Annotated in this window: 24 protein-coding genes; 11 read left to right on the forward strand and 13 right to left on the reverse strand. The window is 70.9% G+C overall.

Features of this window, described 5'->3' with window-relative positions:
* The first annotated feature begins 9 nt into the window (after positions 1 to 9).
* From lnt to ACIQWX_RS21635, 3 genes are all read left to right on the forward strand, one after another.
* Positions 10 to 1,620: an apolipoprotein N-acyltransferase gene (lnt, locus tag ACIQWX_RS21625; protein ID WP_400873649.1), complete on the forward strand. Its 1,611-nt coding sequence runs from the start codon at positions 10 to 12 to the stop codon at positions 1,618 to 1,620.
* A 26-nt stretch (positions 1,621 to 1,646) separates the two neighbouring features.
* Entirely contained in the window at positions 1,647 to 2,414 is a 768-nt protein-coding gene (locus ACIQWX_RS21630; protein WP_400873652.1) for a polyprenol monophosphomannose synthase, read from the forward strand.
* Between the two features lie 78 nt (positions 2,415 to 2,492).
* Positions 2,493 to 3,278 (forward strand): PIG-L deacetylase family protein, encoded by a 786-nt coding sequence (locus ACIQWX_RS21635; protein WP_400873655.1) that lies wholly within the window; start codon positions 2,493 to 2,495, stop codon positions 3,276 to 3,278.
* Here the strand turns inward: ACIQWX_RS21635 and ACIQWX_RS21640 are convergent.
* Entirely contained in the window at positions 3,220 to 3,960 is a 741-nt protein-coding gene (locus ACIQWX_RS21640; RefSeq protein WP_400873659.1) for a DeoR/GlpR family DNA-binding transcription regulator, read from the reverse strand. The two genes, ACIQWX_RS21635 and ACIQWX_RS21640, sit on opposite strands and share 59 nt — an antisense overlap.
* Before the next feature lie 48 nt (positions 3,961 to 4,008).
* On the opposite strand from ACIQWX_RS21640, the gene ACIQWX_RS21645 reads away from it, so the two are divergent.
* Together ACIQWX_RS21645 and ACIQWX_RS21650 are read left to right on the forward strand one after the other, a co-directional pair.
* Positions 4,009 to 4,617 (forward strand): NUDIX domain-containing protein, encoded by a 609-nt coding sequence (locus ACIQWX_RS21645; RefSeq protein ID WP_400873663.1) that lies wholly within the window; start codon positions 4,009 to 4,011, stop codon positions 4,615 to 4,617.
* Positions 4,618 to 4,673: 56 nt separating this feature from the next.
* Positions 4,674 to 5,237: a dihydrofolate reductase family protein gene (locus tag ACIQWX_RS21650; RefSeq protein ID WP_400873666.1), complete on the forward strand. Its 564-nt coding sequence runs from the start codon at positions 4,674 to 4,676 to the stop codon at positions 5,235 to 5,237.
* Here ACIQWX_RS21650 and ACIQWX_RS21655 read toward each other — a convergent pair whose 3' ends face one another.
* The 4 genes from ACIQWX_RS21655 to ACIQWX_RS21670 all read right to left on the reverse strand — a co-directional run bounded on the left by ACIQWX_RS21655 (position 5,238) and on the right by ACIQWX_RS21670 (position 9,105).
* Entirely contained in the window at positions 5,238 to 6,176 is a 939-nt protein-coding gene (locus ACIQWX_RS21655) for an RNA polymerase subunit sigma-70 (protein WP_400873669.1), read from the reverse strand.
* A gap of 169 nt (positions 6,177 to 6,345) precedes the next feature.
* On the reverse strand, positions 6,346 to 6,693 hold the full coding sequence (locus ACIQWX_RS21660; RefSeq protein WP_003081521.1) for an RNA polymerase-binding protein RbpA: 348 nt from the start codon (positions 6,691 to 6,693) through the stop codon (positions 6,346 to 6,348).
* A gap of 225 nt (positions 6,694 to 6,918) precedes the next feature.
* On the reverse strand, positions 6,919 to 7,683 hold the full coding sequence (locus tag ACIQWX_RS21665) for a thymidine kinase (RefSeq protein ID WP_400873673.1): 765 nt from the start codon (positions 7,681 to 7,683) through the stop codon (positions 6,919 to 6,921).
* 21 nt (positions 7,684 to 7,704) lie between these two features.
* Complete coding sequence (locus ACIQWX_RS21670; RefSeq protein WP_400873676.1) at positions 7,705 to 9,105, reverse strand: MFS transporter; 1,401 nt, start codon at positions 9,103 to 9,105, stop codon at positions 7,705 to 7,707.
* A gap of 245 nt (positions 9,106 to 9,350) precedes the next feature.
* Between ACIQWX_RS21670 and ACIQWX_RS21675 the strand changes: the two genes are divergently transcribed.
* Positions 9,351 to 10,019: a transglycosylase family protein gene (locus ACIQWX_RS21675; protein WP_400873679.1), complete on the forward strand. Its 669-nt coding sequence runs from the start codon at positions 9,351 to 9,353 to the stop codon at positions 10,017 to 10,019.
* 4 nt (positions 10,020 to 10,023) lie between these two features.
* Here ACIQWX_RS21675 and ACIQWX_RS21680 read toward each other — a convergent pair whose 3' ends face one another.
* Positions 10,024 to 10,815, reverse strand: a complete 792-nt coding sequence (locus ACIQWX_RS21680) for a glycerophosphodiester phosphodiesterase (protein ID WP_400873682.1) — start codon at positions 10,813 to 10,815, stop codon at positions 10,024 to 10,026.
* A 66-nt stretch (positions 10,816 to 10,881) separates the two neighbouring features.
* Here ACIQWX_RS21680 and ACIQWX_RS21685 point away from each other — a divergent pair, with 66 nt between their 5' ends.
* Positions 10,882 to 11,253, forward strand: coding sequence for a hypothetical protein (locus ACIQWX_RS21685; RefSeq protein WP_400873685.1), 372 nt, complete (start codon positions 10,882 to 10,884; stop codon positions 11,251 to 11,253).
* A gap of 3 nt (positions 11,254 to 11,256) precedes the next feature.
* Here the strand turns inward: ACIQWX_RS21685 and ACIQWX_RS21690 are convergent, their stop codons facing one another.
* From ACIQWX_RS21690 to ACIQWX_RS21710, 5 genes are all read right to left on the reverse strand, one after another.
* Positions 11,257 to 12,237 carry a tyrosine-type recombinase/integrase gene (locus ACIQWX_RS21690; RefSeq protein WP_400873689.1) on the reverse strand — a complete coding sequence of 327 codons (981 nt, stop codon included), beginning with the start codon at positions 12,235 to 12,237 and terminating at the stop codon, positions 11,257 to 11,259.
* Between the two features lie 537 nt (positions 12,238 to 12,774).
* Positions 12,775 to 13,215, reverse strand: coding sequence for an SRPBCC domain-containing protein (locus tag ACIQWX_RS21695; RefSeq protein WP_400873692.1), 441 nt, complete (start codon positions 13,213 to 13,215; stop codon positions 12,775 to 12,777).
* A gap of 3 nt (positions 13,216 to 13,218) precedes the next feature.
* Positions 13,219 to 13,551, reverse strand: a complete 333-nt coding sequence (locus tag ACIQWX_RS21700) for an ArsR/SmtB family transcription factor (RefSeq protein WP_400873695.1) — start codon at positions 13,549 to 13,551, stop codon at positions 13,219 to 13,221.
* Positions 13,548 to 13,994 (reverse strand): SRPBCC domain-containing protein, encoded by a 447-nt coding sequence (locus ACIQWX_RS21705; protein WP_400873698.1) that lies wholly within the window; start codon positions 13,992 to 13,994, stop codon positions 13,548 to 13,550. The genes ACIQWX_RS21700 and ACIQWX_RS21705 overlap by 4 nt, the downstream gene beginning before the upstream one ends.
* A 32-nt stretch (positions 13,995 to 14,026) precedes the next feature.
* The gene (locus ACIQWX_RS21710; RefSeq protein WP_400873701.1) at positions 14,027 to 14,542 is read right to left on the reverse strand and encodes a GNAT family N-acetyltransferase; all 516 of its coding nucleotides are present in this window, start codon (positions 14,540 to 14,542) and stop codon (positions 14,027 to 14,029) included.
* 43 nt (positions 14,543 to 14,585) lie between these two features.
* Between ACIQWX_RS21710 and ACIQWX_RS21715 the strand changes: the two genes are divergently transcribed.
* On the forward strand, positions 14,586 to 15,149 hold the full coding sequence (locus ACIQWX_RS21715; protein ID WP_400873704.1) for a helix-turn-helix domain-containing protein: 564 nt from the start codon (positions 14,586 to 14,588) through the stop codon (positions 15,147 to 15,149).
* A gap of 11 nt (positions 15,150 to 15,160) precedes the next feature.
* Here ACIQWX_RS21715 and ACIQWX_RS21720 read toward each other — a convergent pair whose 3' ends face one another.
* The gene (locus ACIQWX_RS21720) at positions 15,161 to 15,769 is read right to left on the reverse strand and encodes a TetR/AcrR family transcriptional regulator (protein WP_400873706.1); all 609 of its coding nucleotides are present in this window, start codon (positions 15,767 to 15,769) and stop codon (positions 15,161 to 15,163) included.
* Positions 15,770 to 15,791: 22 nt separating this feature from the next.
* Between ACIQWX_RS21720 and ACIQWX_RS21725 the strand changes: the two genes are divergently transcribed.
* From ACIQWX_RS21725 to ACIQWX_RS21735, 3 genes are read left to right on the forward strand one after another with little or no spacing between them, the layout of a single operon-like run.
* Positions 15,792 to 16,247 carry an SRPBCC family protein gene (locus ACIQWX_RS21725; RefSeq protein WP_400873709.1) on the forward strand — a complete coding sequence of 152 codons (456 nt, stop codon included), beginning with the start codon at positions 15,792 to 15,794 and terminating at the stop codon, positions 16,245 to 16,247.
* Positions 16,248 to 16,280: 33 nt separating this feature from the next.
* On the forward strand, positions 16,281 to 16,886 hold the full coding sequence (locus tag ACIQWX_RS21730; protein ID WP_400873712.1) for a TetR/AcrR family transcriptional regulator: 606 nt from the start codon (positions 16,281 to 16,283) through the stop codon (positions 16,884 to 16,886).
* Entirely contained in the window at positions 16,870 to 18,492 is a 1,623-nt protein-coding gene (locus ACIQWX_RS21735; RefSeq protein WP_400873716.1) for an acyl-CoA dehydrogenase family protein, read from the forward strand. Before ACIQWX_RS21730 ends, ACIQWX_RS21735 begins: the two co-directional genes overlap by 17 nt.
* Here the strand turns inward: ACIQWX_RS21735 and ACIQWX_RS21740 are convergent.
* Positions 18,489 to 19,022, reverse strand: coding sequence for a TetR/AcrR family transcriptional regulator (locus ACIQWX_RS21740; RefSeq protein ID WP_400873719.1), 534 nt, complete (start codon positions 19,020 to 19,022; stop codon positions 18,489 to 18,491). The two genes, ACIQWX_RS21735 and ACIQWX_RS21740, sit on opposite strands and share 4 nt — an antisense overlap.
* Between the last annotated feature and the right edge of the window lie 64 nt (positions 19,023 to 19,086).

Below are 19,086 nucleotides of genomic sequence, written 5' to 3' on the forward strand. Positions count from 1 at the left end.
TTGGCACCCGTGGCAGTCACCGTGGCCGACCCCGAACCGGGCGCCCCGCACCAACCTTCGCGAACCCGGCGGTTCCCGCGCGCCTGGCTGCTGCGCCTGGCCGCGGCACTCGTGTCCGGTTTCGCCTACTACCTGAGCTTCGCCCCACGGCCGCTGTGGTGGCTCGCGCCGCTGGCGTTCGCCGGGTTCGCGCTCGTGCTGCGCGGGCGGACCTTCCGCGGCGCGTTCGGCTACGGCTTCGCGTTCGGGTTCGTGTTCTTCCTGCCGTTGCTGACGTGGCTGCTGGACTTCCTGGGCCCCGACTTCGGGCCGTGGCCGTGGCTGGGCCTGTCGTTCGCCCTGGCGCTCTACTACGGCCTCGCGGGCGGCCTCATCACGTGGGTCTCGCGCCTGCCCGCCGCGCCGCTGTGGGGCGCCCTGGTCTTCATCGCGCTGGAGACGCCCCGCGCGTGGTTCCCCTTCGGTGGCTTCCCGTGGGGCCGGGTCGCCTTCAGCCAGCCCGAAGGCGCGTTCCTGCCCCTGGCCTCAGTCGGCGGCGCCCCCTTGGTCGGTCTCGCCGTCGTCCTCAGCGGCTTCTGCCTCGCCGCGCTCGCCGCCCGTCTGTGGGAGACGCGCAAGCTCACCCGCCCGGCCGTGTTCGCCGCGGTGGGCACACTGGTGCCGGTGGTGGCCGGGCTGGCGCTGTGGCCGACGATCGGCACCGACGCCCAAGACGGCGAGCGGACCGTCGCGACCGTGCAGGGCAACGCGCCGAACATCGGGCTGGCGCTGCAGGGCGAGCGCGTACTGCTGCGCCGCAACACCATCGCCGAGAGCCAGCGGCTGCTCGACGCCATCCACGCGGGAAAGGTCCCGAAGCCGGACCTGCTGCTGTGGCCGGAGAGCGCCACCACCGTCACCGGGCCCGACCTCCAGGTCGACCAGCTCGTCGCGAACTTCGGCGTGCCCGCCCTGATCGGCGCACTCTACGAGCTGCCCGACGGCCACCTGCAGAACTCCGTCGTCGCCTGGGACCCGCACGCCGGGCCCGGGCAGCGGTACGCGAAGCAGCAGCTGGTGCCCTTCGGCGAGTACGTGCCCGCCCGCGAGGTCGCCGAGCTCGTCACCCCGTTCCTCGACCAGGAAACGGTTGACATGGTGCCGGGCGACGGCGCGAACCAGGCCATGGCCGTCGCGGGGACGAAGGTCGGGGTGTTCGTCTGCTACGAGGCCGCGTTCGACTACCCGGGACGGGACGCGGTCCGCGACGGCGCCGAGCTGCTCGTGGTGCCGACCAACAACGCCTGGTACGGCGAGAGCGAGATGAGCCTCCAGCAGCTGGCCATGTCGCGGCTGCGGGCGGTCGAGCACGGCCGCGCCGTCGTGGTGTCCGCCGTCTCAGGAGTGAGCGCGATCGTCGCCCCCGACGGGACGGTTACCAGCTCAACGGGCCTTTTCACCGCCGATTCCCTGGTCGGGCGCGTCCCGCTGCGGACGCAGACTACGCTGTCGGATCGACTCGGTGCGTGGACGGAGTACGGGCTGCTGGCACTGGCGATCGCCGGGGTGGCCGGCGGGCTCGTGCTCCGTTTTCGCACCCGGCGCGGCAGCGCCGGCACGGCAGGGGAAGCGGCGGACTGACCGCCGCGGATATCGGAGGAGCACGGATGTCGCAGGCGCCGCGGGGGGCCCGGGAAATCGAGCCGGTGCTGGTGGTGATCCCGACGTACAACGAGCGGGAGAACCTCGGCCCGATCCTGGACCGCCTGCACAAGGTACTCCCGGACGTGCACGTGCTCGTGGTGGACGACGGGAGCCCGGACGGCACCGGCGAGCTGGCCGACGAGCGCGCGGCCGCCAACGACCACGTCCACGTGCTGCACCGCACGGAGAAGGCCGGCCTCGGTGCGGCCTACATCGCCGGGTTCCGCTGGGGCCTGGCGCGGGAGTACAACACGATCGTCGAGATGGACGCCGACGGCTCGCACGCGCCGGAGGACCTGCCGCGGCTGCTGGACGCCGTCGGGGACGCCGACCTGGCGATCGGGTCGCGGTACGTGCCGGGCGGCGCGGTGGTGAACTGGCCGTTCAAGCGCCAGGTCCTGTCCCGGGGCGCCAACGTGTACTCGCAGATCGCGCTGGGCATGCGCACCCGCGACATCACCGCCGGGTTCCGCGCCTACCGCCGTCCGGTGCTGGAAAAGCTGGCGCTGGACGAGGTCAACTCGCACGGCTACTGCTTCCAGATCGACCTGACGATCCGCACGGCCGACGCCGGGTTCGAGATCGTCGAGGTGCCGATCACCTTCACCGAGCGCGAGATCGGCGAGTCGAAGATGGACGGCTCGATCATCGGCGAGGCGTTCGTGCGGGTGGCGACCTGGGGTGCCGAGCGGCGCTGGCAGCAGCTGCGCCGCCTGCTCAAGCGGCGCTGAGCCGACGTCCTCGAGGCCGAGGGTGAACCCGGTGTCCACTCACGTCGTCTTCTCCCGTTCTCGGCCATCATGGGGCCGATGACGACCATCGTGGCCTTCCACGCGCACGCCGACGACCCCGTGCTGCTCAGCGGCGGCACCCTGGCCCGCGCGGCGGCCGACGGCCACCGGGTGGTGGTCGTCGTGGCGACCGACGGCATGGCCGCGGAGCACCCCACGCCCCGGTGGGCCGAGCTGGAGGCGAGCGCGGCCATCCTCGGCGTCCGGCGCGTGGTGCACCTCGGGTACGCCGACAGCGGGCACGGGCCCGAGCTGTACGCGGATCCGCCCGGACGGCAGCGTTTCGCCCGCGCCGACACCGAGGAGGCCGCGCACCGGCTCGCCGCGATCCTGCACGAGGAACGTGCCGACCTGCTGCTCGGCTACGACGCCAACGGCGGCTACGGGCACCGCGACCACGTCAAGGTGCACGACGTCGCCCGTCGGGCGGCCCGGTTGACCGGGACGCGGCTGCTGGAAGCCACCATGCCGCGCGACTTCGCGCTGCGGTTCGTCCGGGTCGTGCGGGCGCTGCGGATCCCGTTCGACTACGACGCCGATGCGCTCGAACGCGCCTACAGCCCGGCCTCGGCCGTGACCCACCGGTTCGACGTGCGGCGCTTCGCCGGGCGCAAGCAGGCCGCGCTGGCGGCGCACGTGTCCGACGTCCGCGGCACCGGGCGGCTCGCGGCGGTGCTGCGGCTGCTCGTGTGGCTGCCGGCGCCGTTGTTCGCGGTGGTGGCGGGCCGGGAGTGGTACGTCGAGGTCACGCCCGCAGGATCGGCACCCGCTCTGCAAGTTCCTGCACGTTCTCGGCGTCGGTGATCACGCCGGCGACGTCGGCGAGGGGCAGGACGGTGAACCGCGAGGCGGCGCCGATCTTCTCCGCGCTGGCCAGGACGAACGTGTCGGCCGCGCGCCGGGCGAGGGCGCGTTTCATCGCGGCCTCCTCGGCGTCGCCGGTGGTGAGGCCGGCCTCGGGGTGGACGCCGGTGACGCCGAGCAGGAAGACGTCGGCGCTGATCGCCTGGGCGGCCTCGGCCGCGGCGGCGCCGCAGGTGACCGCGGAGTGCCGGAACAGCCGGCCGCCGAGCAGGAAGACGTCGATGCCCGGGTGGTCCAGGAGGGCGACGGCGACGGTCGGGCTGTGCGTGACAATGGTGGCTTCGAGGTCCCTGGGCAGGGCTTTCGCGACGGCGAGGGTGGTCGTGCCGCCGTCGAGGATGGCGGTCGAGCCGGGCCGGACCAGCTCGGCGGCGACGCGGGCGACCCGGTCCTTGCCGTCGACGGCGATGGCCGTGCGGCTCGCGTAGTCGGCGACGGCGGGGGAGACGGGCAGCGCCCCGCCGTAGACGCGCTGGCAGAGCCCGGCGGCGGCGAGGTCGCGCAGGTCCCGGCGGATGCTGTCCTCCGAGACGCCCAGTTCGGCCGCGACGTCCTTGGCCAGCACCTTGCCCTCGGCCGCGAGCCGGGTGAGCAGCAGGTCACGGCGTTCCCCGACGAGCATGCACGATCCTCCTTGTTTCTGCCTAGTCCTGCACATTATGGTCGGAGCATGACCTCTTCGACAAGCCTGTCCCGCAATCCGCGTGTCCGGGTGCGAGACGTGGAACTGCTGTCGTCGGCCTGGTACGTCCTGCGCCGCACGACGTTCGACTTCCGGCACCGCGACGGCCGCTGGACGACCGAGCAGCGCGAAACCTACGACCGCGGCAACGGCGCGACGGTGCTGCTGTACGACGTCGCGAGCGGCACGGTGCTGCTGACGCGCCAGTTCCGCTACCCGGTGTACGTCAACGACCACCCGGACGGCATGTTCATCGAGGCGGCGGCGGGCCTGCTGGACGCCGACGACCCGGAGACGGCGATCCGCCGCGAGGCGCAGGAGGAGACGGGCGTCCGGATCGGCGCGCTGGAGCACGTGTTCGACGTCTACACGAGCCCGGGGTCGGTGACCGAGCGCCTCCACTGCTACGCGGCGCCGTACGACCCGGCGGACCGGGGCGCGGGCGGCGGGGTGGCGGAGGAGGGGGAGGACATCGAGGTGCTGGAGCTGCGTTTCGAGGACGCTCTGAAGATGATCGAGACCGGCGACATAGCCGACGCCAAGACGATCATGCTGCTGCAGTGGGCCGCTCTGCGAGGCCCGTTCCGCACCGATTAGGTTTCCGCGCCCCGCCCGTCCGTACCGGTGAGATCGACCCACAGGAGGCTGGCACGATGCGGAAACTGATCTTCGGCATGAACCTGACCCTGGACGGCTACATCGCCGCGCCCGGCGACGACATCGGCTGGAGCGGCGGGCCGAGCGACGAGCTGTTCCAGTGGTGGCTTGGCTACGAGCTCGCCATCGGCACGTCGCTGTACGGGCGCAAGCTGTGGGAGGCGATGAGCTCCTACTGGCCGACCGGCGACCAGCAGCCCGACGCCACGCCGGCGCAGATCGAGTTCGCCCGGAACTGGCGGGACACGCCGAAGGTGGTGTTCTCCTCCACGGTCGAGAAGGTGGACTGGAACACCCGCCTGGTCACCGGTGACGCCGTCGCCGAGATCACCCGGCTCAAGGCCGGCGACGGCGGCCCGCTGAGCATCGGCGGCGCGACGCTCGCCGGGGCCGCCGTGCGAGCCGGGCTGGTCGACGAGTACCTGCTGGTCACCCACCCGGTCCTGGTGGGCGGCGGCACGCCGTTCTTCACGGCGCTCGACAGCTGGGTGAACCTGAACCTGGTGGAGACGCGGACGTTCCCCGGCGGGGTGGTGCTGACCCGGTACGAGACGCGGTGATCACAGCGCCGCGGGCAGGCCCAGCCAGGGCTTGCCCGCGGCGTCGAAGCCGGTGAGCTCGGCGATCTTCCCGTCGACGACGTGCAGGACCGCGACGGCGAACAGCCGGTGCTCGGCGGCGCCGGGGGCGCGGACGTACAGCGCGGCGGCCGGCATGCGGTTTAGCGTCGTGGCGATCCCGCGCCAGTCGTCGTGGCCGGGCCGGAAGAGCCCGCCGGAGACCCAGCCGTCGACCGCGTCCCCGGCCGTCGTGGTCACGGTGCCGGGGTCGGGCAGCATCGCGAAGCGCAGGTCGTCGCGCAGCAGGGAGACCAGCCCGTCGAGGTCGTTGCGCTCGTGGGCGGCGATGTAGGCCTTCACCGCGCCGCGCTCGTCGCTCGACAGCTCGTGGGTGGCGGGGCTCCGCCAGTCGAGGCGGCGGCGGGGCAGCCGCTCGCGCATCGTGACGCGCGCCCGCTGCAGGGCGCTGGTCACCGACGCGACGGTCAGGTCGAGGGCGTCGGCGGCCTTCGGCGCCGGCCAGCCGAGGACGTCGCGCAGGACCAACACCGCCCGCTGCCGCGGCGGCAGGTGCTGGACGGCGACGACGAACGCCAGCTCGATCGTCTCCCGCGCGACCGCCGAGTCCTGCGGGTCCTCGGGGAGCATCCGGTCGGGGTAGGGCTGCAGGTGCGGCAGCTCGGAGCCGGGGTCCGGCGGCGCGAACGGGACCGGGGTGCGCTTGTCGAGGAAGTCGAGGCAGGCGTTCGTCGCGATCCGGTACAGCCAGGTCCGCAGGGCCGCGTGGCCCTGGAACGACTCCCGCTTGTGCCACGCCCGCAGGAGCGTCTCCTGCGTCAGGTCCCGGGCGTCCTCGTAGTTCGCGAGCATCCGGTAGCAGTGCACCTGCAGCTCACGCCGGTGGCGCTCCGCGAGAAGCGCGAACTCCGCGTCGGTCATGGTCGTCGTTCCTTCCACCGGTGCGAGGGGGCCGACAGTACTGACGGCGCGGAGGAGGGTTCTTGATCGGTGGCGGGCCGGTTCCCGGGCATGCGAAAGGCCCCCGCGGGGGGAGGTCGCGGGGGCCTTTCCGGTGGGAGCGGTGGCTACGGGCCGACGCTCGAGGGCGTTACGCGGACCGGGAGGTCCGCCGGCCCTTCAGCTCGGCGAGACGTTCGTTCAACAGGTCCTCGAGCTCGGGGATCGTGCGCCGCTCGAGCAGCATGTCCCAGTGGGTGCGCGGCGGCTTGACCTTCTTCTGCTCGGGCTGCCCGCCATCCACGATCTCCGACTCGCTGCCGTGCAGTCGGCATTCCCAGACCGTCGGGATCTCGGCGTCGTCGGAGAACGGCACCTCGAACTCGTGGTTCTTCGGGCAGGCGTAGCGCACGGTGCGGCGTGGGGCGAGGTCGTGGTTGCGGTCGGTCTCGTAGCTGACCGCTCCCAGCCGGCTTCCACGAAGAACACGGTCGGCCATGATGGGGTCCTTTCAGTCAGCTCCGGGTGGAGCCAGGGCGATGCTCACCCTATGCAACGACTTGGGGGCCCCGAGGATTCCCGGGACACCATGTCGTTGCTCACGATGAGCTGCGTCACCCAACGGCATCAGCTTCCTCTAGTAGGAGGCGTTTCGCGCTCCGGCGTGACGTCAATACGGCCTTCTTAGTGCTGATATCCCCCGAATGGGCTACTGGCGCCCAGGTCAGGTCAACCGTAACTGACCGTGACGACCAGTAACGGGCCCCAAGTCACCCGATCGGAAGTGGCGGCGACACAATACCTGATAACGCACAGTAGCGTTTTCGGCCTCAAAACCCGCCAAAGCTGAAGATTCAACTACGGATTGTTCGGTATCTGCCACCACAACGGTGTCGCCCTCACGCACAACCTCGCCGTCGAGCACCCGCGCGTTGAACCGTCCCGGCAGCCCGCACCAGCACAGCACCTCCACCTGAACCGGCTGCAGCTCGTCCGCCAGTTCGAACAGACGAGCGGCACCCGGGAACAACCGGCTCCGGAAGTCCGTCGCGATCCCGAAGCAGTACACGTCGATCTCGACCTCGTCGGCCAGCTCGGCCAGCTGGTCGACCTGACCGGGGGAGAGGAACTGCGCCTCGTCCACCACCACGTAGTCCACGTGCTGCCCCCGCGCCCACTCCTGCCGCACCAGGTCCCGCACGTCGGTGTCCTCGCCGACCTCCACCGCCTGCCTGCTCAACCCGATCCGGCTCGAGATCTGCGGCGCACCCGACCGGTCGTGGCGCACCAGCACCAGGCCGCGACGCCCCTGACGTGCGTGGTTGTGGTCGATCTGCAGCGCCAGGGTCGACTTCCCGCAGTCCATCGGCCCGTAGCAGAACTTCAGCCTGCCCACCGGCGGCGTCCCGCGCCGCGACCCGGCCGCGGGAACCGACGACAACGCGTCGGTGGGATCGGGGCCGGTTGGACGGTCGTTCAACAAGGTCACGACGCCCGACCCTATCGGTGCCTACAGCACCTCCGGCGGGGTGTTGCCCGCCGCCACGATCGCCCGCCGCACCGGCACCAGCCAGACCAGCACCAAACCCACCGCGAAGAAGATCACCAGCGCCACGATGGCCAGCCGGAACGACCCCGTCGCCTGCCCCACCCCGGCGAACACCAGCGGCCCCAGCCACGACGTCCCGCGCTCGCCCACCACGTACAGCGAGTAGTACTGCGCGTCCTTGCCCGCCGGGATCATCTGGCTGAACAACGACCGCGACAACGCGTTCGTCCCGCCCAGCACCAGCCCGATCCCCACCGCCACCGCCAGGAACTGCAGCATCTGCTTCGGCTGCACGAAGTACGCCCCGGCCAGCACCACCACCCACAGCACCAGGCTGCCCAGGATCGTCCGCTTCGCCCCGATCCGCCGCGCCACCAGCCCGTGCAACGTCCCACCCAGGTACGCCACGAACTGGATCACCAGGATCGTCACGATCAGCACGCTGTTGCCGAAGCCCAGCTCGTCCTTGCCGTACTGCGCCGACACCGTCACCACCGTGTTGATGCCGTCGGTGAAGACCAGGTAGCTGCCCAGGAACGCCAGCGTCAACGGGAACGCCTTCGCCGCCCTGACCGTCTGCCACAGCTCCGCGAACCCCGCCCGCAGCACCGACGACCCCGCCACGACGTCGACCGGCGCGTGCCGGCGGGGGAGCGCCCGCACCGCCGGGATCGTGAACGCCGCCCACCACAGCCCCGAGGTCAGGAAGCAGATCTGCACCGCCATGCCCTCGCTCACGCCGAACGCGTCGTGCCCGAGGTAGAACCCCAGCTGCAACGCCAGCGCCAGCCCGCCACCCAGGTACCCGAACGCCCACCCCTTCGCCGAGATGTCATCCCGCTCGTCCGGCCCGCCGATGTCCACCAGGAACGAGTAGTAGACCACCAGCGAACCGCCGTACCCGATGTTCGCGACGACGAACAGCACCACCCCCAGCTGCCAGTCCGACCCCGCCAGGAAGAACATCGCCGCCGCGGCCGCCGCACCCAGGAACGCGAACCCGCCCAGGATCCGCCGCTTGTTGTGGCTCCGGTCGGCCACCGCACCCGCGATCGGCAGCACCAGCACCTGCACCACCGTCGCCACCGACAGCAGGTAACCCCACACCGAACCCGCGGGGAAGTGCAGCCCGAACAACGTCACGTCGCAGTTGTGCAGCGTGTCCGTCTTGCCCGCCGCGTCGACGCACGGGCGGTCCCCATTAAGGGTGAAGTTCGTCTTCGCGTCCGCCGCCGCGATCCCGCTCATCGACAGCGCGCCGAACACCGTCGTCGACGACGAATAGAACGGCGAATTCGCCCAGTCGTAGAAATACCAGCCCCAGCGCTCGCGCTTGGTCGAGCGCGTCCCGGCCAGCGTCATCCACGGCTCCTCAAGTCCAAGAACGTCCAGGTCAGCGCGGAGACTACTGGTACTTCGCAACGCGAAGGACTCCGCCCACCCAAACCGTGTCCGCTTTGTCGCTTCACGCTCATCCGCCACTTCCGGGGCAATCACGGTCCACCCCGCACCGCGTGTCGCGAACAGATGTGAACGGTGTTTCATGTGAGACTGAGGCGCGTCGTGTGTCTCTTGTGGTCAGTGGGACACGCTCCTACTGTGCACGCATGATCCAGAACCGGAGACGCACCGCCGCGAGAGTCCTGCTCCTCGCCTTCACCGCCCTGGGTCTGCAGCTCACCGTCCCCGCCGCCGCCTCCGCGGACCCCGCGTCGAGCGCCTGGGCCAAGCTGCGCATGTGCGAATCCAGCGGCCGCTACGCCACCAACACCGGCAACGGCTACTACGGCGCCTACCAGTTCGACCTGCCCACCTGGCGCAGCGTCGGCGGCACCGGCCGCCCCGACCAAGCCGCCCCCGCCGAACAGGACTACCGCGCCCTCTACCTCTACCGCATGCGCGGCTGGCAACCCTGGCAGTGCGCCGGCATGCTCAAGCTCGCCGGCGACGCCGACGCCCGCAGCAAACGCGTCCCCACCTACGCCGAAGCCGCCTACATCGGCGGGGGAGGACTGCCCGCCCCCGTCCCCGGACCCGGCGGCCCCAAACCCGCCTGGCCCGGCGTCGTCTACTCCTACGGCGACTGCGCCACCCCGCTCAAAGCCTTCCAGCTGCGCATGAACGCCTTCGGCTACGGCTTCACCGGCACCGGCTGCTACTACGAAAAGACCCGCACCGCCGTCCTCGACCTCCAGCGCGCCAACGGCATCAAGGACAGCGGCCTGCTCGGCCCCAAGACCTGGGACGCCGCCTGGAACGGCAAAGCACCCCGCTGACGGCTCACGACTCCTGGGACCGCTGCCAGACACCCCGCTCGACCAGCACCTCGCGCAGCAGGTCCGGCCGGTCCGTCACGATCCCGTGCACACCCAGGTCCAGCAGCATCCGCATCTCCGCCGGATCGTCGATGGTCCACGTGTGCACCTCGATCCCGGACCGCCCGGCGATCGACAGGAACGCCTTGTCCACCACCCGCAACGCACCCTGCCGCACCGGCACCTGCGCCATCGCCCCCAGCACCAGCCGGCCCAGGGGGAGCAGCGGCAGCTTCCCCCGCGCCCACAACGCGAACGCCGACCGCGGCCCCATCGCCGTCACCAGCTTCGGCCCCGCCAGCTTCCGCAACCGCACCAGCCGCGCGTCCGAAAACGCCGCCGCCGCCACCCGGTCGTGCGCCTTCGTCCGCTCCAGCACCTCCACGAACGGCCCCACCGCCCGATCCGCCTTCACATCCACGTTGAACCGCGCGTTCGGCAGCTCCTCCAGCACGTCCTCCAGCCGCGACAACGGCGCCTTCCCCCCGACCTTCACGCCCTTCAGCTGCGCCCACGTCTGCGCCGCGATCGGCCCCGACCCGTCCGTCGTCCGGTCCAGGTTCGCGTCGTGGTGCACGACGACCACCCCGTCCGCCGTCGCGTGCACATCCGTCTCCAGGTACCGGTAACCCTCTTCGCACGCCCGCCGGAACGCCGGCAACGAGTTCTCCAGCCCGTCGAGCTCGTCGAGGTGCCACCCCCGGTGGGCGAACGCACGAGGGATCGGATCGGCCAGGTACGGAAACGACGCGTGCATCCCCCAAGTGTGCCCTTCCGCCATGACCCCGGCATGAGCAACCGGTGGCCAGCTAGGGTCTCCCGGGTGAGGGAAGCCGCCGAACTGACCCAGCTCGAACCCGCCCCCGCCCGCCGCGGCGCCCCGAAGCACTGCGGCTGGTGCGGCCGCCGCCTGCCCGAAGCCGGCAACGTCGGCCGCCGCCGCCGCTACTGCGGCCAGTCCTGCCGCCAGCGCGCCTACGAACGCCGCACCGCCCTGCAGCGAAGCGGACTGCCCGAAGACGCCGTCGTCCTGTCGGACACCGAAATCGCCGCCCTCCAGGACCGGCTCTTCCAGCTCCGCTGCGCCGCCGAAGACATCGTCACCGCCGCCGACGACGGCGCCGATCCCCGCGAACTGAGGGGACTCGCCGAAGAAATCGCCCGCGCCGCCCGAGACCTCGAACAACTCCGCTGAGGGTCAACCCAAACCGTCCAATGCCCGGTACGTCCGGTTGCTCGCCGCCGCCGCACGCTGCTCCCGACCCGTCGCCTCGATGTAGTTCTGGCTCGTCGCCAAACTCGCGTGCCCCAGCAACGCCATGATCTCCGACGCCGACGCACCGTCCTCCGCCAACCGCGTCGCGAACGTGTGCCGCAACGCGTGCAGGTTCGCCCCCACCGGCACCCGGTCGTGCAACCCCGCACCCCGGTAACACGACTTCACCAGGTACTCCAGCGCACCCCGCCCGATCGGCTCACCCGACCGATCCAGCAGCAACGGCGAACCAGGGGAGAACCGCACACTCGGGAACCGCACCCGGCACGACTCCCGGTACCGCTCGATCAACTCCGCCAGCACCGGCTGCACCGGGATCGACCGGTCCCGGCTGCCCTTCCCCTTCACGTGCAACCGAAGCTCACCCGCACGCCCCACCAGCGACCGCCCCGTCAACGCCCGCATCTCCGCCGCCCGCAACCCCGCCACCAGCCCCAGCGCGATCACCAGCACGTCCCGCTCCGGCCACGGATCCCGCGCCCGCCGCGACCCCGCCGCCGCGGCCGACAACAGCTGCTCCGGAGTCTCCTCACCCCGCAACGGCTTCGGCGTCAACGCCGGTGTCCGCGGCCGCGCCACCGCACCCATCGGATTGCCCTCCAGCAGCCCGTCCGCCACGCAGAACGTCAAGAACTGGTTCCACGTCGACCACGCGCGCAGCACCGAGCTCTTCGCGTGCCCGTCGGCGAACACGCCGAACACCGCCCGCAGCGCCGGCCCGGTCAGGTCGGCGACGTCGAGGTCCTCGGCCGGGCGCCCGAGCTCGGAAACCAGGAGAGTGGTGATTCCGGCGAGGTCCCGGCGGTAGGCGTCGGTGGTGTGCGGGGAGTCCTTGCGGGGCCGGCGGGCCGCGAAGAAGGCTTGCTGGGCCTCGGAAACCTTCATGTGGATCTTGTACCGCACACCACCGACAGTTTCGGGCGCCGGGTCACTCTCCCGGTTTCATGCATAATGGCAATTATGCATGAAACGTCGGTTTAGCCCGGAATGACCCCCTGGGGGATCCGAGAGCTCTCTCGGAGGCGATTTCGGGCCTTGAACCGCCTCTCGGCGCACACGGTGGGGATGCGCACGTATGTTCGAGAGCTTCAGCGGCGGCGAGCATCCGAAGGTCTCGGGTTGCCGGAGAGACTGCCGCCTCGGAGTCGTCGATCCGCGTCACGACGCCGGACCGGTCACCATAGTTTCGTCACCGTGACGTTTTGAGGTCGAGTGGCGGCACGTCGGCTGTACGGCTCCAGGGGATGCTCCTGCGGCCTCCGGTGAGTGTCCTCAAGGCCGTCCGGGCGCCCGAGGCGCCGGCGTCCGGTCGGAAACCTCAGGAGAAGCCGTCCTGACGAAGCGCACGCACCTCTCGGGATGCCTGGCTTCGGCGCCCCTCTCGGCTCGTCGCCGCAGCGTGTCCCCAAGTGCCGATAATGTACATTATGTCAAGTAACGTCAGTGCCAGTCGCTGATCATCACGTCCCGCGGTGCCGGGGCGCCCTCCCCGGTCTCCAGCAGCTGCTTGAGGCTCATCAGGTAGATGGCCCACTTCGTGCTGCAGTGGTGCATGAACTCGCCGGCCTCGCGCCAGCCTTCGTGCTTGAACAGCACGATCGTGTGGTCGGCGCGCTGCTCGACGTCCCAGCGGATCGTCGTGCCGATCCACTCCGGCGGGCCGTCGACGACCTCCCAGCGGACGAGCCGGCCCGGGTCGAGCTCGAGGACCTTCATGTCGAAGCCGCCGGGGATGAACCGGAAGGCGATGACGCCGCCGAGGTCGGTGTCCCCCACGGTCTTTTCGGTCCACCAGCCGGAGAGGCCGTCGAGCGTGGTGAGCGCTTCGTAGACGTTCTCCGGGGTGGTCTTCTGGATGCCGATGCGGTGCAGGATGTCCATGTCCTACTTCTTCCTTTCGATGGTTTCGGCGATGCGCTTGATGCGCTGGAGCCGGGCGTCCCAGGTGGTGCCGACGTCGGCGAGCTGGGCGGCGGCGCGGGCGAGCTGGGTTTGGTCGACGCGGTACTGCTTTTCGCGTCCTTCGGCCTGGGCGTGGACGAGGCCGGCGCGGTCGAGGACGGCGAGGTGCTTGGCGACGGCTTGGCGGGTGACGGGCAGGTGTTCACTGAGGCTGGTTGCGGTGCCGCTCCCCTGGTTCAGCAGCAGGTCGAGCATGCGGCGGCGGGTGGGGTCGCCGATGGCGGACCAGAGGTCGTCGTCCACGGCGGTGGTCACGGGCGGGCTCCCGCCTTGGCGGCGCAGGCGGGGATGCGGGGCAGGAAGTGGTCCCAGCCGCTGACGTGGTCGGCGTATTCGGCGGCGATCTTGGCTTCGTCCCAGCCGCGTTCGCGGAAGCCGGTTTCGGTCATGCGCAGGCGGGTGCCGGTGGCGGTGGGTTCGAGTTCGAAGACGACGAGGAACGAGTTGCCGTCGGTGGCGGTCTCCCCTTCGGCGTGGGTCCAGCGGAAGGAGAAGAGTTTCGGGGGGACGGCGTCGACGACGGTGAAGCGGACCCAGGTGCCGCCGAAGCCGATGCGGCCGTCTCCCCCGGGTTCGACGGGGTATTCGGCTTCGTCGGCCCACCAGTCGCGGACGTGTTCGGGGTTGCTGACGACGTCGAAGACGATGTCGGGGGTGGCGTCGATGTGGATTTCGCGTTCGAGTGTTCCGTGGTCCATCTCAGGCTCCTAGTGCAACGTTTGGTTGCTCGTTACGGTAGCCGCGCCGGCGGCGATGCGCAACCATCGGTTGCTTGAAGGTCCTTCTGAACCCACGCGACGTCGTGCCACGCGCCGTGTTTCCAGCCGACGCGGCGGTAGACACCCGCGGGCTCGAAGCCGAGCGCGCGGTGCAGTCCGGAGCTGGCGTCGTTCGGGAGGGTCATCCCGGCGAAGGCGCGGCAGAAGCCCTTGTGTCGCAGGCGTTCGAAGAGGGTTTCGTAGAGTGCGCGGCCGGCGCCGGTGCGGCGGCGGCCGCGTTCGAGGTAGATGCTGGTTTCGCAGGACCACTGGTAGGCGGCGCGTTCGGCGAAGGGGTGGGCGTAGGCGAAGCCGGCGATGTGGCCGTCGTGTTCGAGGACGAACCAGGCGTGTGCGTGGGCGATGCGGTGGGCCATCTCGGTGGCGGTGGGTGGTTCGGTTTCGAAGGAGATGGCGGTGTCGGCGACGTAGGGCGCGTAGAGGGTGGCGCAGGCGGCGGCGTCGGCCGGGAGGGCGTCTCGGATCATGGCTCAAATGGTAGCCAGATTGGCTCGTATAGTATCCCGGTTTATGACCGATCCCTTGACGGCCCGGCTGGCGGCCACCGTCCACGCGGCTCGTACGTCCCGAGGTCTGTCGGCAGCGGTGCTCGCGGAGCAGTCCGGTGTGTCGCGCGCGATGATCGGCAAGATCGAGCGGGGTGACGTGCAGCCGACGGCGGCGTTGCTGGCGAAGCTGTCGGCGGCGCTGGGTCTGACGTTGTCGGAGCTGATCGCGCGGGCCGAGGGCGACGAGCGCCGGCTGGTGCGTGCGGCGGAGCAGCCGGTGTGGGTGGATCCGGACACGGGCTACCGGCGGCGGGCGGTCTCCCCCGCCGGCGGGCACCCGCTGGAGCTGGTGGAGGTCGAGCTGCCCCCGGGCGCGCGGGTGCCGTTGGCGGTGGGGACGTATGCGTTCCTGCACCAGCAGATCTGGGTGCTGGAAGGGCATCTGCGGTTCCACGAGGACGCGGAGGTGCACGAGCTGGAGGCGGGTGACTGCCTGCAACTGGGGCCGGCGGCGGACTGCGTGTTCGTGAACCCGGGGTCGCTCCCCTGCCGCTACCTGGTGGTGCTGGTGAAGCGGGCCGCCTGAGCGGGTGTTCCTCAGTTCAGCTTGAGGGCGGCAACGGACGAGTCGAGCCAAGCCGCGAGGAAGCGGTCCGGCGCAAGGTCGCCCGGGGTGTGTCCGATGAGGACGTCCAGGATCGGGTAGTACGTTAGCGATGCCACCAGTACGGCGGCGGTCGCCTCGGGGTCGGTGACGTTCGCTCGGCCCGTGTCGCGCAGGGTGGTGATCCACTCGGTTCCCCGGCGGTACAGCGTCGCGAGGACTCCTTGCCACATCCGCTCGAACAGCTCCGGGAAGCCGGTGAACTCGCGGATCATCAGGCGGACGAGGTCGCGGTCGGCGGCCATGAACGCCCAGACCACGTCGGCCAGGACGCGCAGGGCCTCGCGGGGGTCGTCCGGGAGGCGCGTGTCGGCGGTTTCGGCCGTGCGGGCGGTCAGGCGCTCGAGGTTGTCGTGGACCGCGGCTTCCAGCAGGGCGGCCTTCGACGGGAAGTGCTTGTAGAGCGCGCCGGAGCCGGGGTTGAGGCCGCACGCGGTCTGGATGTCCGCGATGGACGTGGCGTCGTAGCCGCGGGTGGCGAAGAGGTGGACGGCTTCGTCGAGGATCCGGCGGCGGGTGACGCCGGGGGTTGTTCGCGCCATAGTGAGAGACTACTCTCTTTCTATGGTGGAAGTGACCGTGGAAGAGTTCGTGTCGTGCACACCGGAGGCCTTTCTCGTGCTGGTCATGGACCCGCGGCGGTACGCGGAGGTCGACCGCAAGCTGGGCCGGATCGACTGGGTGCGCGCCGAGGGTGACGTCACCGAGTTCCGGTTCCGCTCGGCGCTGCCCGGTTTGGGGCCGGGCCCGAAGGTCGTCTCGCGGATGACGTTGACGCCCGGTGAGCGCGTCGACGTATGGATCCCCGATCGGCCGGAGAACCGGCTGGCCAAGCGGCTCTCGACGTTCGAGGCGAGTTTCGCGTGCGTGCCGCTGGAGAACGGGATCCGGGTGACGCGCCGGATCGCGTTCGGGTTCGCCGCTCCCCTGCGCCCGCTGCTCGAGCCGCTGCTCCGGCGGAAGCTGCCTGCCGACGTCGAGGCGGAGATCCAGGGCGCCAAGCGGCTACTCGAGCGTTGACTGAAGCAATGAATCAGTGCTTCACTTCTTGACGTGCCCTACCGCCGCACCCCGAAGGTGCAGGAACGCCTGGACGCCCAGCGCGCGACGATCGTCGCCGCCGCGACCGAACAGCTCGCCGAACACGGCTACGGCGGGTGCTCCGTCGCCGCGGTGGCCGAGCGCGCCGGCGTCGCCGTCGGGAGCGTCTACCAGCACTTCCCCACCAAGGCCGACCTGGTCGTGCACGTCTTCCGGCAGGTCGTGACGCGGGAGGTCGACGCGGTCCGGGCGGTGTCCGCGCAACCCGGCACGCCCGTCGAGCGGGTGCTGGCCGTGTTCGAGACCTTCGCCCAGCGCGCCCTGAAGGCCCCGCGGCAGGCCTACGCCCTGCTCGCCGAGCCGGTCGACGCGCTGATCGACGCCGAGCGGCTGGAGTTCCGGCGCGCGTTCACCGAGGTCGTCGCCGAGCACGTCGCGGCGGGCGTCACAGACGGCGCGCTGCCGCCGCAGGACGGCCGGCTCACCGCCGCCGCGCTGGTCGGCGCGGCCGCCGAGGTTCTCATCGGCCCGTTGACCAGCGGCAACGCCGGTGACGTCGCCGAGCTCCGCACGTTCGTCGTCCGCGCTCTAGGAGGTTCCGATGCCCGCCACGCATGAGGTCACCAACCAGGTCCCGCCGCTCGTGGGGCACGACGTCGCCGACGACCCGGCGCTGGTGGCCGGGCTGGAGCGGGCCGGGGCCGGCTGGGCGGCCGACGAGCTGCACGAGCTGGGCCGGCTGGCCGGGAGCGAGCAGGCGCAGGAGTGGGGGCGGCTGGTCAACGAGAACGAGCCGGTGCTGCGCACCCACGACCGCTATGGCAACCGCATCGACGAGGTCGAGTTCCACCCGCACTGGCACGACCTGATGACCGTCGCGGTGTCGCACGGGCTGCACGGCACGCCGTGGCAGGATCCGCGCGAGGGCGTGCACGCGGCGCGCGCGGCGAAGTTCTACGTGTGGGGGCAGGTCGAGGCCGGGCACAGCTGCCCGATTTCGATGACGTACGCGGCGGTTCCGGCGCTGCGGGCGAACCCGGAGCTGGCCGCGCGGTTCGAGCCGCTGCTGGCGGCGACCGAGTACGACTTCGGGCTGCGCGAGCCGAGCGGCAAGCGCGGCCTGATCGCGGGCATGTCGATGACGGAGAAGCAGGGCGGCTCCGACGTCCGGGCCAACACCACGACGGCGACGCCCTCCGCCGACGGCAGCTACACCCTCGTCGGGCACAAGTGGTTCACCTCGGCGCCGATGTCGGACATGTTCCTGACGCTGGCCCAGGCGTCCGGCGGGCTCTCGTGCTTCCTGCTCCCCCGGGTCCTGCCCGACGGCGCGCGCAACCCGATCCGGTTGCAGCGGCTGAAGGACAAGCTGGGCAACCGGTCGAACGCGTCGTCGGAGATCGAGTACGACCACGCCGTGGGCTGGCTGGTCGGCGAGGAGGGCCGCGGGGTCCGCACGATCATCGAGATGGTCAACAACACCCGGCTGGACTGCACGCTGGGCAGCGCGTCCGGGATGCGGCTGGGTGCGGTGCGCGCGGTGCACCACGCCACGCACCGGCACGCGTTCGGCAAGGCGCTCGTCGATCAGCCGCTGATGGCGAACGTGCTCGCCGACCTCGTCGTCGAGTCCGAAGCGGCGACGACGGTGGCGATGCGGCTGGCCGCGGCGGGCGACCGGCGCGACGACGCGCAGGAGCAGGCGTTCCGGCGCCTCGGCCTGGCGGTGTCGAAGTACTGGGTGTGCAAGCGGGCGCCGATGCACGCGGCCGAAGCGCTGGAGTGTTTCGGCGGCAACGGGTACGTCGAGGAGTCGGGCATGCCGCGGCTCTACCGCGAGGCGCCGCTGTCGTCGATCTGGGAGGGCTCGGGCAACGTCGCGGCGCTGGACGCGTTGCGGGCCATGGGCAAGCAGCCGGAGTCGGTCGCGGCGTTCTTCGCCGAGGTCGAGCAGGCGGCGGGCGGCGACGCGCGCCTCGACGACGCGGTGGACCGGGTCCGCAAGGAGCTGACCGACCTCGACGGCATCGAGTACCGGGCCCGGCGGGTGGTCGAGGCGATGGCGCTGGTGCTGCAGGGATCGCTGCTGGTGCGCCATGGACACCCGGCGGTCGCGGACGCGTTCTGCGCATCCCGGTTCGGCGGCGACTGGGGCATCGCGTTCGGCACGCTGCCGTCCGGTGTGGACACGGCCGCGATCATCGAGCGCGCCGCGGTGCGTTAACGGCCGAGGGCGTCGAGGGCGCCGGCGACCGCGGCGGCCTTGAGGTCGTCGACGGGGACGTCGGGGAACTGCATGCAGACGTCCTGCAGGCCGCCCAGGGCGAGGATCGCGCGGGCCTGCTGCTCGAGGGTCGGGGACGGGCCGCAGATCAGCTCGGTGAGCCGGGTGCGCCAGGCCAGCACCCGGTCGATGAGGCCGAGGTCGGCCAGGGTCGGCATCTCGGCCAGCAGCATGACCACGTCCGCGCGGTGGCGGTAGTTGAAGTCGAAGAACCCTTCGACCAGCTCGCGCACCGGGGCGTCGCCGCGGGACTCCTGGTCGCGGAGGAAGGTCTCGCCGTCCTCGAGCATCGGGGCGACGATGCTGCGCACCAGGTCCTCGCGCGAGGGGAAGTGGTAGTAGAGCGCGGGTTTGGTGATGCCCAGCCGGTCGGCGATGTCCTGCAGGCTGGTGCGCTGGACGCCCTGGCTGGTGAACAGCTCGCGGGCGACGTCGAGGATGCGCTGCTTGGTGTCGGAGGGTTTCGGCACGGCCCCAGCATAACTGACTTAACGATAGGTAAGGAGCTGTGGTACAACTTACCTACCGTTAAGT

Origin of the sequence: Amycolatopsis sp. NPDC098790 (assembly GCF_044759945.1) — a bacterium.
In the GTDB taxonomy this organism is placed as follows: Bacteria; Actinomycetota; Actinomycetes; order Mycobacteriales; family Pseudonocardiaceae; genus Amycolatopsis.

Coding starts and splice junctions, on each gene's coding strand:
- ACIQWX_RS21655 (WP_400873669.1), bottom strand. CDS start 6,176: ATGACCGACGCGGAGTTCGCGCTTCTCGCGGAGCGCCACCGGCGTGAG.
- ACIQWX_RS21660 (WP_003081521.1), bottom strand. CDS start 6,693: ATGGCCGACCGTGTTCTTCGTGGAAGCCGGCTGGGAGCGGTCAGCTAC.
- ACIQWX_RS21720 (WP_400873706.1), bottom strand. CDS start 15,769: ATGGCGCGAACAACCCCCGGCGTCACCCGCCGCCGGATCCTCGACGAA.
- ACIQWX_RS21650 (WP_400873666.1), top strand. CDS start 4,674: ATGCGGAAACTGATCTTCGGCATGAACCTGACCCTGGACGGCTACATC.
- ACIQWX_RS21710 (WP_400873701.1), bottom strand. CDS start 14,542: ATGATCCGAGACGCCCTCCCGGCCGACGCCGCCGCCTGCGCCACCCTC.
- ACIQWX_RS21645 (WP_400873663.1), top strand. CDS start 4,009: ATGACCTCTTCGACAAGCCTGTCCCGCAATCCGCGTGTCCGGGTGCGA.
- ACIQWX_RS21630 (WP_400873652.1), top strand. CDS start 1,647: ATGTCGCAGGCGCCGCGGGGGGCCCGGGAAATCGAGCCGGTGCTGGTG.
- ACIQWX_RS21680 (WP_400873682.1), bottom strand. CDS start 10,815: ATGCACGCGTCGTTTCCGTACCTGGCCGATCCGATCCCTCGTGCGTTC.
- ACIQWX_RS21640 (WP_400873659.1), bottom strand. CDS start 3,960: ATGCTCGTCGGGGAACGCCGTGACCTGCTGCTCACCCGGCTCGCGGCC.
- ACIQWX_RS21705 (WP_400873698.1), bottom strand. CDS start 13,994: ATGGACCACGGAACACTCGAACGCGAAATCCACATCGACGCCACCCCC.
- ACIQWX_RS21715 (WP_400873704.1), top strand. CDS start 14,586: ATGACCGATCCCTTGACGGCCCGGCTGGCGGCCACCGTCCACGCGGCT.
- ACIQWX_RS21675 (WP_400873679.1), top strand. CDS start 9,351: ATGATCCAGAACCGGAGACGCACCGCCGCGAGAGTCCTGCTCCTCGCC.
- ACIQWX_RS21635 (WP_400873655.1), top strand. CDS start 2,493: ATGACGACCATCGTGGCCTTCCACGCGCACGCCGACGACCCCGTGCTG.
- ACIQWX_RS21695 (WP_400873692.1), bottom strand. CDS start 13,215: ATGGACATCCTGCACCGCATCGGCATCCAGAAGACCACCCCGGAGAAC.
- ACIQWX_RS21725 (WP_400873709.1), top strand. CDS start 15,792: ATGGTGGAAGTGACCGTGGAAGAGTTCGTGTCGTGCACACCGGAGGCC.
- ACIQWX_RS21670 (WP_400873676.1), bottom strand. CDS start 9,105: ATGACGCTGGCCGGGACGCGCTCGACCAAGCGCGAGCGCTGGGGCTGG.
- ACIQWX_RS21735 (WP_400873716.1), top strand. CDS start 16,870: ATGCCCGCCACGCATGAGGTCACCAACCAGGTCCCGCCGCTCGTGGGG.